Origin of the sequence: Ferrimonas marina (assembly GCF_900129905.1) — a bacterium.
GTDB classification, from domain to species: domain Bacteria; phylum Pseudomonadota; class Gammaproteobacteria; order Enterobacterales; family Shewanellaceae; genus Ferrimonas; species Ferrimonas marina.
Map to the genome: position 1 here is coordinate 215,580 of NZ_FQXG01000004.1, position 13,527 is coordinate 229,106.

Sequence of the window (13,527 nt, forward strand, 5' to 3'; positions counted from 1 at the left end):
GGCCATGGATATCAACGCAAGGACGACTCAATGAAACACCTCAACCTGATTGGTCTGGGCTCCGCCCTGCTGCTCTCCAGCTTTACTGCCAACGCCTTCACCGTCGAGACCTGTAACCTGGGCTACCGAGGTCAGATCAGCGATCTGTTCCTGCATGAGAGCGAGTCCGGCACCCCGGTGCTCAGCGTGATTGCCAAGCTCAATGCCAACAAGAAAAAGGGCGACGCGGCCTTCAGCTACCACACCGGCGATAGCGTGGTGGAGAAGTTCGGCACCGCCACCGTGCAGATGACCAGCAGCCCTACGGCATTGGATCCGGCGGATTGCAACCTCAATAGCCTGGATCGTCCCGAGGGCTTTACCTTCCTGCCGCTGAACTTCACCGGCGATAACCCATGGGAGGAACAGTTCACCGTCGATACCGAGAAGAAGCCGCAGCAAACCCTGACCGCAGTGATGGCCGAGGTGTCCGACTTCCGCGGCTACGTGGGCAACGTGTCCCTGGTGGCCGCCGATGGCCTGCGTAAGATCAAGGTGGAAGACGACAGCACCGGGGAGGTGTCCACCGTCAAGATGCGCATGCCCCACCTGTTCGAGTTCACCCTGGGCAACGACCGCAGCGCCACCGAGCGCCAGTTCAATCCGCTCAAGTACAGCATCACCAAGGGCAACGGCGAGCTGCCCCAGGCCAAGGCCGGCAACCGCTCCCTCGGCCCCAGCGGTGATAAGGCCCCCTGGGCCTATCAGCTGACCGCCATCAGCCCCGATGGCCAGTTCGTCGCCGGTTTTGCTTCACTGACCGAAGACGTCACCTTCAACAAGAGCATCGATCCCAACGAAGACAACAAGGTGCTGAGCAAGAAGGCGCGCTTCGCCGTGCTGTGGCAGATCAAGCAAAGCTGTCAGGTCAATGGCGGCTCCTGCAATAACCTGACCGCCAGCGTGCTCACCTCCAACACCGGCAAGTTGATCGCCAACAGCGTGGGCCGCAATGCCAGCAACAACGCCAGTAACAACCCGGATATGCCGCTGGGCACCTTTGACCAACTGCGGTTCCCCCTGGGTAATTACCCTGCTGCGCCAAGCGTAACCCAGCAAGAGGAGGAGGCGATGGCCTTCATCACCAGCATCGTCAAGCTGGATGACACCACCTACTGGATCGGCGGCCAGTCCCTTGATGGCCGTGCCATGTTGGCTAAGATCAGCCTCTGATTGGCAAACGCACTTACTTAACAAAGCCCGCCTCGGCGGGCTTTGCCATTTCCTGGAGCCATCGACATTCTTTGTCACTTCGACAAAAGCCATTTCACTTTTTGACTGTTTTTCTCAATAACCGCCCCGGCCATACTCCCCGCCACTGAATCAACGCGACCTGGTCGCTTAACGGGAGTTACCCTCATGCCCATTGCTTTGCTGGCGCTTACCCTCAGCGCCTTTGCCATCGGCACTACCGAATTTGTTATTGTCGGCCTGATCCCCACCATGGCGGCCGATCTGAATGTATCCCTGCCCTCGGCCGGCTTGCTGGTCAGCCTCTACGCCCTGGGCGTGGCCATCGGCGCACCGGTGCTCACCGCTCTCACCGGGCGCTGGCCGCGCAAGTGGGTTCTGATTGGCGTCATGTCCTTGTTCGTCGCCGGTAACCTGCTGGCCTGGCAGGCCCCGGGCTACAACGCCCTGGTACTGGCCCGCATTTTAACCGGCCTGGCCCACGGTGTGTTCTTCTCCATCGGTGCCACGGTTGCCACCAGCCTGGTCAGCAAAGAGAAGGAGGCCTCCGCCATCGCCATCATGTTCACCGGCCTCACCGTGGCCCTGGTTACCGGCGTGCCGCTGGGCACCTACATCGGCCAGGCGTTTGGCTGGCAGGCGACTTTCCTGGTGGTTTCCCTGCTGGGGCTGGTGGCGCTGATCGGCAGCTGGGCATTGATCCCATCCAACCTGGCCCAGCCCAAGACCGCCAAGCTGAGCGATCAACTGGCGGTGCTGGCCCAGCCGCGGCTGCTGCTTGTCTATGCCATCACCGCACTGGGTTACGGCGGTACCTTCATCGCCTTCACCTATCTGGCTCCTGTCCTGGAGCAAGTCAGCGGCTTTGATGCCCAATGGGTGGGTGCCATCCTGCTGGTGTACGGTGTCTCCGTGGCCATCGGCAACCTGTGGGGCGGCAAGCTGGCTGACAAGAAGGGTCCGACCCAGGCCCTGACCCTGATCTTCGCCGGCCTGGCCGGGGTGCTACTGCTGCTGGGTGTCAGCGCCTACCACCCGGTTGCTGCGGTACTGACAGTCTTAATCTGGGGCGCCTTCGCCTTCGGCAACGTTCCTGGTCTGCAGGTGTACGTGGTACAACTGGCGGAACGCTTTACTCCCAATGCGGTGGACGTCGCTTCCGGCATGAACATCGCCGCCTTTAACGTGGGCATCGCCCTTGGCGCCTGGGGCGGTGGTCTGGTGGTGGAACGCCAGGGCTTGATGGCTACTCCCTGGATCGGCGCCGGCATCGTGGTCCTGGCATTGCTGCTGACCCGCTTGAGTGCCCGCCTGGACAAGCCGGTAGCCGCCAGCGCCTGCCCGGCCTAAGTCCAGAACAAACCTGACGACAGATTCAAGGCCCCATGCCATCGGTGTGGGGCCTTTGCTTTGTGCTGAACCCAGACGGGCATTGGCCAAAGCAGACGTATCCAGCACCTGGCTCTGAGCACCGAACTCGTACAAATCAAAGGAACTTGGGGAGACAATGGCCAAAATATTAGTTATTATAAGGGACTATCATTTTGTAATAGCCCGCATTAATTGTTCACCCCCAATAAAAATACAAACAATTTTAATACTGATGCACAAAAGTAATGAAAAATAATGCATAGACTAAAAGATATCTCAAATAAAGATATACCTTTACCTTTATATGGCTCAGAGATTATTGACGATGTATTTTGTCGTTTCTGCATTTCTGATTTTAGCGCCCCTTTGGTTGTAACATTCTCACACATGGGTCATAAAGCTCAAAAAGCTGATGGGCTTGATAGCTACAAACCTTGGGCCTTTGACTTTGTTAAGTCTTGTGGCTTTAACTCCATCTCTTTCTCCTGCCTTGGAGCAACAAATTGGTATCGTAGTGCTAAGCTGGAAGACGAGCTGAAACTACTTAGCCCGTTGCTAGATAGATTTGAAGTCAAACTCGGGTATGGTGGAAGCATGGGGGGCTTTGGCATTGGGGCCTTTGCCAAAGTACTCAAGCTCGATAGAGTCCTACTAATCAATCCAATTAGTACACTCAATGCGGATATCGCACCATGGGAGACCAGGTTTAGTAAGTGGAGAAATGAGCTTGATTGGAGTCATGGTTCTTTTGATGGAACTGATTTTGAATCAACTGGCTATGTTGTATATGATCCTCTTTATGACCTAGACCGAAAGCATGCTTTTAGATATAAGAATCTCACCCATTTAAAAGTGCCTGGAGTGGGCCATTCCATGCCACTGCACTTAAAAGAAATGGGTGCTCTCAAAAAGCTATTTATAGATTTTGCCAACAATCAGTTAGATCTCCACTGGTTCTATAAAAAAGTTCGCAACAGAAAACTATACCCTAGATATTACAAATGGATGCTAGAACATTGTAAAAGAACAACCCCAAGCCGTAGAAAAGTTATTAGTCGGCACTACAATGCTTTAAATGGATATCTAGGAAAATCCAGTTCAGAAACCGATAAGTTATTTGGAGCACTGAGAAAGGCAGCTATAAAGTTAGAGTCAACTGATTTAACGCTTGCTCTCGACTTAATGATGCAAGCCAAGAAGATTAGAACAAAGAGCCCATTTATCGATAAGAAAATTATCGAGTACAAAAGAAAGTTGGGACAAACATAATAGAAGTACGTTATCAAGTACCAGGTTAAATGAGAGCTCTTATCTTGCTTGAGCGCCCGCCTGGACAAGCCGATGGCCGCCAACGCCTGCCCGGCCTAAGTCCAGAACCAACCTGACGACAGTTGTAGTGCCCCATGCCATCGGTGTGGGGCTTTGCTTTGTGCTGAACCCAGGCTGTATCGAGTCGTAGCGGGCAGATCCAGCTCCCAGTTCTGAACTTCACACTTTGACCCGCCTTCAATCCCACTGAAAAATGCCTCTTTTCTTTCGTATTGAAGGTCCCATGAGAACACCGATACTGGCCGCCGGCCTGGCCCTGCTGGCGCTGCCCAGCCACGCCAACATCCAGCCCCGTGGCGACGTGTTGACCCGCATGCCCTACGTGATGCTGGCGGCAGACTACTTCAACATGAAGGAAGGCGATCTCTGGGGCATCACCCTGGCTCCCCACCACTATGACCCCAACTACCCGGACTGGGGCTACTACGGTGGCTTTGCCTGGGGTGGCTCCAGCTCGGTGCCGGTGGAGCCGCCGGGGGAAGCCGAGACCCGCCGCTACATGGGGCGCTTTGGCTTGAGCTATCGGGTGGTGGCGGATCTCAGCTTTTATGGCGGGGTGGTTCGACTCAGTGATGAGCTGCGCTACACCAGTGGCATCACCTGCCTGGCCATCGGCTGTGAGCCCCAGTGGGACGTGGAGAAAGACCATCGCTGGGGCGCCGAGTTTGGTGCCCGCTACGCCTTGCCGGGCCACATCGCGGTGGGCATCGGCTACAACACCGCCACCGAATCGATGATGTTCACCCTGGGTCTGTACTGAATCCCCAACATAAAAAAACGGCGCCCGAGGGCGCCGTTTTTGTTTTGCTTGTCCACTAACAAGCTGGACAGCTCAGTGGCCCACCCGGCCAAGCTTACTCCTGGTAGCCCCGCATCGCCGCCTCAGGCCAGCCATTGGCCATCTGCTGCTCGATAAAGCGCTGCTTTTGCTGCTGCAGTGCCGGCAGGTCGATGTCCACTGCCGCCTGAGCAGTCTCTTTGCTGCTCACATCCGGGTAGTCAACGCTGTCCACGCCCCGTTCGGCCAGCACCTGGGCTAGCTTAGCGCGGGCCATCTTCACCTGCTGCAACGCGACGGTCAGCAACGCCATCCCCTCCTCAGGGTTGTGGGCGTGGATCCCGTGTGACGAGGTGGCAAAGTCCCAGCGCCACTGGGCGTGGCGGATGTCCATCAGCGCACTGTTCATCTCGTGCCAGTTGGCCTCGGCCGCCCAAGCTGCCTGGGCCTCGTAATGGGCCTGGATCAGCAACCCCTCCACTTCGGTACGCGCCTCATCAATGGCGGCTTTGTGCTGCGCCAGGGTCTGCGCCAGCTCAGCCTCATCCTGATGACAGCCTTGGCAGGCTTGTTCGTACTGGGCCATGGCCCCACTCACCTTGTGGTTATGCATCCCTTCGGCGGATTGCCCCGCCATATGGCAATCCACGCAACCCACGTCGAGCTTGGCGTGGCCGCTGCGGCTCCAATGCTCGTACTCCGGGTGGCGCGCCTTCACCATGGGAGCGCCCGAGATGGGATGGACCCAGTCGTAGAAACGGCGGGTGTCGTAGTAGCGCTCAATCTCATCGGCGGTACTGCCAAAGATCCAGGGGATGTTAACCTTGTTGTCCTCTTCCGGCTGGAAGTAGTAGGTCACATGACACTGACCACAGGTCTGCGACGCCTGCCAGCTGGCATTTTGCGCCTCGAACGGCTGCTTGACCTTGTTCATGGCATTGAGAGCATAGGGGCGCGAAAGACGCAGGGTCGATTCGCCCGGCTCATGACAGTCGGCACAACCCACCGCGTTGCCCACCTCGCGGCCCAGCTCCGCAAAGGTGTGGGCGGCAAAGCCGTTCTCTCCGTATTTCTCCATCAGCCCCGGCACATCGGGGGATTTGCAGCTCCAGCAGGCGGCACTGCCCTGGCCATCAGCTGTACGTAGGGTCTGCGCTACATCCGCCACCGCAAACTGGTGGCCACGGGGGGAGTGGAACTCCTTGGCATAGGGGCTGCCGGCCCACAGCACCACCAGTGCCGGCCGATGGGCCAGCAGGTCGGTGCGGGCCGAGGTATTCTCGGTCTCAGCCCAGCTTTGGTACTCGGCCGGGTAAGTGGCTTGCCAGGCTTCATTGTTACCGGGGCTGTCTGTCATCGACGGCTGACCACATCCGACCAACGCCGCACTGCCCAGAGCCAAGGCCATCAGCCGCTTTGTCATTAACACGCGCACACTACACTCACTCATTTGTTGTCTTTTCAACACCACTTTAAACCAGTGCCTGTTTTCGGCATAAGTCCTTTGCCTTCAATATGGTAAAGTGTGATGCCCGGCACATCTTCACTTCAGGTTGTTCATGTTCAGCACCGTTACCGCCATCCTGTTCCCGCTGTTTATGGTGGTGGCCCTGGGCTACCTGCTGGCACGTCGACTCAACCCCGATTTTAGCCAACTCAACCGCATCAACATGCTGGTGTTCGTCCCCGCCCTGGTGTTCTCCTCACTGCTCAGCCTGGATCTGCGCGCCGATGGGGCCAGCACCCTGGTGATGGCGGGCACCCTGGCAATCCTGCTGCCGGGCCTGCTCTGCTGGCCAATCTGCCGAATAACCGGTGCCTCCTTTCGGCTCTGGGGCCCCACCCAGATGTTTCGCAACAGCGGCAACCTGGGGATCCCCCTGTTCCTGCTCGCCTTCGGTGACCGAGCCCTGGACTTCGCGGTGTTGCTGTTTGCCCTCTCCAATGTGCTGCACCTGACTCTGGGTTTGGCGATATTCCAAGGGCGCTTCTCGCTCAAGGGGATGGCCTCCGCCCCGCTGCTGCCCGCCGCCCTGCTGGGGATCGGCGCCAACCTGGCGGACATAGCTGTTTGGCCTCCGCTGGTGGCAGGCACCGAGCTGGCCGGCCAAGCGGCCATCCCCATCATGCTGCTGGCCCTGGGCGGTCAGCTTATCCACCTGCGCCGTCAGGACATCCGCCTGGGGCTGGGTGCCACCGCGGTGAGCCTGCTCAGCGGCGCCGTCGCCTTTGTGGTGGTGGATAGCCTGTTTGATTTGAGCTTACTGCAGCGCCAGATGCTGCTGCTGTTCACCCTGCTGCCACCGGCGGTGATCAACTTCCTGTTCGCCCAGCAGTACCAGGTGGCCCCGCAGAAGATGTCCGCCATTATCCTGTTCAGTAACTTCGCCACGGTGTTGACCCTGCCGCTGATCCTGACGTTGGCTCTGAGCCTGGGGTGACCAGCTGCCCAATCCCGCTTGTCTGCCAAAGCAGTAGGACCTATTCATCTTTCTCGATGTTTTTTGCAGCCACTTACTGGCGGCTTTTGCTGATATTAGGGGCAAAGCAGAGGCTGTGAAGTTGAGTAGGCCTCAATGAACGGCCGATACGCCGAAGAAGTCACCAGCAAGCACTGCCCGAAGGGTTCGGCCAAAGCCATTTTTCTCGTTGTCGAAGGCTCTTCGCTTAGCCCACTAGGCTTCATCGCCTGCTCCTAGATTAAAATCGCTTTGACTCGAACAAAAGTTCACCCCGAAAGGTAAATAGGCCCTAGGGGCTTTTATATAATTCGGGTATCATCTTCGGCCCCAAAATCAGCGGTCAGGAATCCAGTATGAGTTTTGCCTCCCAGGGCTTTGGCCCGGAAATCGTTCGCGCGGTCAGCGAATGCGGTTACGACAAGATGACCCCGGTCCAGCGCAAGGCGATCCCCGCCGCGCGCAAAGGGCGGGATATCCTGGCCAACGCCCAGACCGGCACCGGCAAAACCGCTGCCTTCGCCCTGCCCATCATCCAGCAGCTGCTGGACACCCCGACCCAGCGTCAGGGGCGGCAGGTGCGTGCGCTGATCCTGGCCCCGACCCGGGAGCTGGCCGCCCAGATCGCCAATAACTGCCGCGACTACACCCAGTACACTGAGCTGAGCGTGGCGGTGGTCTACGGCGGCACTAAGATGGCCGGGCAAGCCGCTACCCTGCAAAAAGGGGTGGATATCCTGGTGGCTACGCCAGGGCGCCTGCTGGAGCACGTAGCCGAAAACAACGTCAGCCTGACCCAGGTGCACCACCTGGTACTGGACGAAGCCGACCGCATGCTGGACATGGGCTTCAGTGGCGAGCTGACCCGGGTAATGAAGCTGGTGCCGCCAAAGCACCAGACCATGCTGTTCTCCGCCACCTACCCGCCGAAGATGAAGCAGCTGGCCACCCAAAGTCTCAAAAACCCGGTAGTAGTGGCGGTAGCACCGCAAAACAGCACCGCCGAGACCGTTTCCCACGTGATCTACCCAGTGGACCAGGACCGCAAGCTCGATCTCATCGTCGAGCTGGTGGGACGCAAGAACTGGCGCCAGGTGCTGGTGTTCGCCAACTACAAAGAGACGGTCGACGCGGTGGTGTCGGAGCTGAACCAGTACGGTGTGCCGGCGGAAGCCTGTCACGGCGACAAAGGCCAAGGGGCTCGACGCCGAGCATTGCGGGAGTTCAAAGAGGGTAAGATCCGGGTGCTGGTAGCCACCGACGTGGCCGCGCGGGGCCTGGACATCCAAGGGCTGCCCTACGTGGTCAACTTCGATGTGCCCTTCCTGGCCGAAGACTACGTTCACCGCATCGGTCGCACCGGCCGCGCCGGGGCCCAGGGTCACGCCATCTCCTTTGTTGCCCGGGATGAGGAGCTCTCTATCGCCCAGATTGAGCAGCTGATCCAGCAGCGGATCCGCCGCATCAATCAGCCCGGCTACGAGGTGAAGGACCGCACCAACCTGATCTACGAGGTGCACAACAAGCAGCGCTACACCCGCAAACGGGCGCGGGAGAACAACCCCACCGACCAATCCGCCGGTGAGCGCCAGCTGCGCGGTCGTCGCACTACCAAGCGACGCTAATCCCAGACACCTTCGAGGCCCCTCATCCGTAGGGGCCTTATTGTGACCTCCCTCACAAACCCAAATCGCAAGACACGCAAGCGCTTCTATTACCGGGTGAACCTCTTACACTCCGACTCAGACCAAGTCGTCGCACTTTGATTCAGCTTCTGTTCAGATTGGTCGTTCTTTATTCCTGACTCCGCAGGGAACAGCCGGAGAGAGATTCAACGCAGGATGCCAACGCCATGTCGTGAGGCTCAATGCTCCCTTTCCACCAGGTTGTTACCCGCCAGCTCGGCGACGTCAGGCTGCAAGCCTATCTGCACGATGTGACTGCACCGGTAGTCCTCACCTTCGCCTCGGGGAATGCTGCCCTGACCGAAGGCAATGAGCACACTGACAACTGGGGCTTTGGCTTTCTGAAGAAGCGTGGCTTCAACGTGATAAGCTTTAACCACATTGGCTCTCAAAACCTGTTTCGCCACACCGCTTTGGTGGCCTTTCTTGCCGAACTGACGCCACAGCTCGAGCGCTTCCCCGAACGCATCGGCTACGGGGTCAGCCGCGGTGCCTTTGCCTTAGGTATCCACGCCGATGCCTTGCTACTGGATCGCATCCTGATGCTGATGCCTATCAGCACCTTTGACGACCGCCTGGCGCCCTGGGAACCCAAGGCGATCCACCACAGCCTGGGCACTGACTGGAGCAAGGGTTACAACGACGCCACGGTGTGCCGCTGTCCGGTTACCCTGATCTACGATCCGCTCTACCCCATTGATCGGCAACATGCACTGCGCTTTGGATCTGCCAAGGCACACTTAAAAATTCCCGGTGTCGGCCACCATGTCGCAGACGCCCTAGCCGAGATGGGGCTACTGAGCGAAACAGTAACTCGCTACCTAGACAACCGCTTGGACGTCTTGGGTTTTCCAGCCAAAGTGCGAGCCCGGCGCCGGCAACAGCGCTATTTCTCAAAGATGGCGCAAAACCCTACTGGCAAAAACACCATCAAGCGACGCAGCATCATTCGCTACCACTGGCTACGCTGGCAGTGCAGCAATATGGACAAAGTGCTGAAACGAACCCTCAGCAAGTGGCGTCGGAGTCTGTCCAAACGCCTGCCAATGCCTATGACCAGAGCCTAAGTCGACAGCGCCGTCAACATCGCCTCGGCACTACTGACGGCAAACTCGCCCGGTGCCTCCACCTGTAGCAGTGCCACCTTGCCATCTTTGACCAGCATGGCGTAGCGCTGGGCCCGAACCCCGCCAAAGCCGCCGGTGTCCATGGTCAGCCCCATCGCTTGGTGGAACGCCCCATCACCATCTGCCAGCATATCGATGCAACCGGCGGACTGACTCTCCCCCCAGGCCTTCATCACGAAGGCGTCATTCACCGCCACGCAGGCGATGGCGTCTATCCCCGCCGCCTTGAGCTTGTCCGCCTGGGCGATGTAGCCCGGCAGATGGGCCTCGCTGCAGGTGGGGGTAAAGGCGCCGGGCACGGCAAACAACAGCACGGAGCGACCGGCGAAATAGTCCGCCTCCACTGAGCTCATATCCCCCCCGGATAACTGGGCCAGGGGCAGTTCGGGCAAGGTATCACCAACGGCTATCATCTTAGCTTCCTCAACTAGGGTTCCCCTGACAGCCTAGCCGCTGCTCCCCCCGGCGCCAGACGTTGCAACCGGGCTTGGGGATTGCTAGTCTGAAACCCCGAAATCAAACGAGCGTTTGAATCATGGAAGAGTTTAAGCAGGACTACCCATTGTGGATGGAGCAGCCGGTCGCCTGGGGCGAGATGGATGCCCTGGGGCACGTCAATAACACGGTCTATTTCCGCTACTTCGAAAACATACGCATCGCCTGCTTTGACAAGTTGCAGCTGATGGAAACCCTGGCCGGGCTCAACTATGCCCCGGTACTGAGCGAGACTCAGTGCCGCTTCCGCCGGCCGGTCTATTTTCCCGACAAGCTGCTGCTGGGCACCCGCATCGCCGAGGTCAAGGCCGATCGCATGGTGATGGAGTACGGGATCTACAGCCTGTCTCAGCAGGCGGTGACCACCAGCGGACGCGCTACCGTGGTGTCAGTGGATACCCGCACCGGCCGCCCCACCGCCATGCCCCAGGTGCTGCTGGATGCACTCCAGCCCTACCTGGCTGCGCTGGCCAAGGCCTGAGGGCTGCGGCCACTGCCATTTACACCGATGTCGCCAACAACAAGGGGCCCGCTTGGGCCCCTTGGTTGTATCACGGCAATGTCACTAGAACCCCAGCGGGATACCAAAGGTAAAGAAGCCGATCAGCAGCAGGCTCCAGGCCAGCAGGAAGGCAAAGCTGTAGGGCACCATCATCAGGATCATCTCGCCGATGGTCAGCTTGGGTTGGTACTTGCGCATAAAGGCCAGGATCACCCCGGCATAGCCCATCATCGGGGTGATGATGTTGGTGCAGGAGTCCGCCACCCGATAGGCCGCTGCAACCAGGTCCGGCGTCATCTGCGGGTTCACCTGGTAGAGCATGGGCACAAAGATCGGCCCCAGCAGCATCCACTTGGAGACCAGGCCACCGACGAAAAGGTTGATCAGCGCTGTCGCCAGCACAAAGCCGAGGATCAGCAGGATGGGGAAGCCCTCCAGCCCGGCACCGCTGAGTGCACTGGCTCCCAGGTAGGTGATGTAGGTGCCCAGATCCGAGTAACGCAGCAGGCCGAGAAAGTTATAGCTGAAGAAGGTGAGCACCATGATGTAGCCTAGGGTGTTCATCTGCTTCACCATCGCCTGCACCACATCCCCCAGGTTCTGGAAGCGCCCGGTGCGATAGCCAAAGGCCAGGCCCACTGCGGCAAACAGGATGGCGATCAGCAGGATGATGTTGTCCAGGTAGGGCGTCACCTCCCGTCCGGCCTCGTTGGTATAAGGCGCCAGCGGGCCCATCGACAGCGCCACCAAGGCCAGCAAAGTCACCAACAGGGCGACGCCAGCCGCCTTGAGTCCCTGCTGCTCCTCCGGCTTGAGGTGGAAGTCAGACAGGTCAATGGACTCGGGCAGTTGATACTCCTGGCGCTCCAATCGGGGCTGGACAAAGCGCTGGGTGACCCAGGCACCGACCCCCACCAACATGAAGGTCGAAGCCAGGATGAACCAGTAATGCATGGTCGCCGGCTTCAGCGGCTGACCGTCGGCGGTCTCAAAGGGCACCCCCTGGGCTTCGGCAAAGGCCTGGGCGTTCACCCCCACGATCACATCCACCGGTGTGGCCGGCAGCAGGTTGGCACTGAAGCCCGCCGAGACCCCGGCAAAGGCGGCTGCCATACCGATCAACGGGTTCTTGCCCACCCCGGCGTAGAGCAGGCCAGCCAGGGGGATCAGCACCAGGTAACCGGCATCGGTGGTCATCGAGCTCATGATCCCCAAAAAGATCACCGCCGGCGCCAGCATGCGGTCACTCAGGCGGGTACCCAGGGACTTGATCACCGCGGTCAGCAAACCTGAGTGCTCGGCAATACCCACCCCCAGCATCACCACCAGGATCACCCCCAACACGCCGTTGCCGTAGGCCAGCCAGTTGGCCAGGATGGCGTTATCAAACATCCAACGGACATTCTCCGGCGCCAGCATATTCTTAATGGTGTAGGTCTCAAGGCCACCGTCGCGACCCAGGGTTTCGAATTGGATGCCGCCAATCAGGGCGGTGAGCACTAGGCAAAAGCCCAGCAGGAAGATAAAGATCACCACGGGATCTGGGATCTTGCGGCCTATCGCCTCGATCCTGTCCAGGGTGGTGCGGGTTGAAGAAGCCGTTTGGGTCATCGCCACTGTCCTTGTTGTTGTTTCCGGCAAGGCTTCAGACCCTATCAATCCCACCGACTGCTGTAAAATCCTGCTTCTGAGACGAAAATTTTCAGCTCCAACTGATCAGCAGCCATGCACTGCCCTTCCCCCTCTAGGCAAAGGATTCATCTGGCATATACCTGATATGCCGAGCAAACAAGGCAAGCCGGACTCTCCGGCAACCGCCGCCAATGTGAGCTTGGTCACAAATTTATTCTCACCCCCTTTAAAAGTGCGAGGGCCGTTCCCAAATAGGGAGTACGGGTGCTCAAGGGAGGCCCGTGAATTCAAACCTGTTGCTCAAGAGAGGACAAACTTATGCGTACTTTTGATCTGACCCCGCTGTACAAATCCGCCATTGGCTTCGACCGTTTCGCCCAGGTAATGGACGATGCGATGCGCAATGAACAGAACAGCTTTCCCCCCTACAACATTGAGCTGGTAAAAGAGGACCACTACCGCATCACCATGGCGGTGGCCGGTTTTGCCCAGTCCGAGTTGGATATCGAAGTGGAGGGGGACACCCTGCGCGTGGAAGGCCGCAAAGCCAAGCGCGAAGATTCCCGCAAGTTCCTGCATCAGGGCATCGCCGAGCGCAACTTCAAGCGCCGCTTCCGCCTGGCCGAGCACGTCAAGGTGCTCAGCGCCGACGTTGAGCACGGCATGCTTAACATCGAGCTGATCCGCGAGGTGCCCGAGGCGATGAAGCCGCGCAAGATCACCATCGGTGATCGGGTACTGGAAGCCAAGGCCAGCTGATTGAGCTGCTGCTAGTGGCCTGATGGAACGGAATAAGCCGGGGGAGACCCCGGCTTTTTGCTGTCTGGCCTCCGCTATCCGAGCAACCGCCTGCCGATCGCTCTGGTATCGCCAAAGCGGAGCGACTTCACACCTTCCCCACTGTCGGTGAGCTGTTATA

Annotated in this window: 12 protein-coding genes; 9 read left to right on the forward strand and 3 right to left on the reverse strand. The window is 58.7% G+C overall.

Translation table 11 applies throughout. The features are described from left to right. Positions 1–30 precede the first annotated feature (30 nt). The 4 genes from BUC04_RS11040 to BUC04_RS11050 all read left to right on the forward strand — a co-directional run bounded on the left by BUC04_RS11040 (position 31) and on the right by BUC04_RS11050 (position 4,690). Complete coding sequence (locus BUC04_RS11040; protein ID WP_067656775.1) at positions 31–1,212, forward strand: hypothetical protein; 1,182 nt, start codon at positions 31–33, stop codon at positions 1,210–1,212. 186 nt (positions 1,213–1,398) lie between these two features. Continuing rightward, positions 1,399–2,580, forward strand: coding sequence for an MFS transporter (locus BUC04_RS11045; protein ID WP_067656777.1), 1,182 nt, complete (start codon positions 1,399–1,401; stop codon positions 2,578–2,580). 276 nt (positions 2,581–2,856) lie between these two features. Next, a complete protein-coding gene (locus BUC04_RS23670) occupies positions 2,857–3,870 on the forward strand; it encodes a hypothetical protein (protein ID WP_143165686.1) in 1,014 nt (337 codons plus the stop codon). A gap of 283 nt (positions 3,871–4,153) precedes the next feature. Beyond that, on the forward strand, positions 4,154–4,690 hold the full coding sequence (locus BUC04_RS11050; RefSeq protein ID WP_067656778.1) for a hypothetical protein: 537 nt from the start codon (positions 4,154–4,156) through the stop codon (positions 4,688–4,690). Positions 4,691–4,784: 94 nt separating this feature from the next. Here the strand turns inward: BUC04_RS11050 and BUC04_RS11055 are convergent, their stop codons facing one another. Continuing rightward, a complete protein-coding gene (locus BUC04_RS11055) occupies positions 4,785–6,131 on the reverse strand; it encodes an ammonia-forming cytochrome c nitrite reductase subunit c552 (protein WP_067656781.1) in 1,347 nt (448 codons plus the stop codon). A 136-nt stretch (positions 6,132–6,267) separates the two neighbouring features. Here BUC04_RS11055 and BUC04_RS11060 point away from each other — a divergent pair, with 136 nt between their 5' ends. The 3 genes from BUC04_RS11060 (at position 6,268) to BUC04_RS11070 (ending at position 9,919) form a co-directional block, all read left to right on the forward strand. Then, on the forward strand, positions 6,268–7,149 hold the full coding sequence (locus BUC04_RS11060; protein WP_067656784.1) for an AEC family transporter: 882 nt from the start codon (positions 6,268–6,270) through the stop codon (positions 7,147–7,149). Positions 7,150–7,523: 374 nt separating this feature from the next. Beyond that, complete coding sequence (locus BUC04_RS11065; protein WP_067656788.1) at positions 7,524–8,792, forward strand: DEAD/DEAH box helicase; 1,269 nt, start codon at positions 7,524–7,526, stop codon at positions 8,790–8,792. Positions 8,793–9,034: 242 nt separating this feature from the next. After that, on the forward strand, positions 9,035–9,919 hold the full coding sequence (locus tag BUC04_RS11070; RefSeq protein WP_067656791.1) for an alpha/beta hydrolase: 885 nt from the start codon (positions 9,035–9,037) through the stop codon (positions 9,917–9,919). Here the strand turns inward: BUC04_RS11070 and BUC04_RS11075 are convergent. After that, positions 9,916–10,392 (reverse strand): peroxiredoxin, encoded by a 477-nt coding sequence (locus BUC04_RS11075; protein ID WP_067656794.1) that lies wholly within the window; start codon positions 10,390–10,392, stop codon positions 9,916–9,918. The two genes, BUC04_RS11070 and BUC04_RS11075, sit on opposite strands and share 4 nt — an antisense overlap. A 122-nt stretch (positions 10,393–10,514) precedes the next feature. Between BUC04_RS11075 and BUC04_RS11080 the strand changes: the two genes are divergently transcribed. Next, entirely contained in the window at positions 10,515–10,955 is a 441-nt protein-coding gene (locus tag BUC04_RS11080; protein WP_067656797.1) for an acyl-CoA thioesterase, read from the forward strand. 84 nt (positions 10,956–11,039) lie between these two features. On the opposite strand, the gene BUC04_RS11085 is transcribed toward BUC04_RS11080, so the two are convergent. Then, entirely contained in the window at positions 11,040–12,587 is a 1,548-nt protein-coding gene (locus BUC04_RS11085; protein ID WP_067656801.1) for an AbgT family transporter, read from the reverse strand. Positions 12,588–12,926: 339 nt separating this feature from the next. Between BUC04_RS11085 and BUC04_RS11090 the strand changes: the two genes are divergently transcribed. Then, positions 12,927–13,367: an Hsp20 family protein gene (locus BUC04_RS11090; protein ID WP_067656803.1), complete on the forward strand. Its 441-nt coding sequence runs from the start codon at positions 12,927–12,929 to the stop codon at positions 13,365–13,367. The last annotated feature ends 160 nt before the right edge of the window (positions 13,368–13,527 follow it).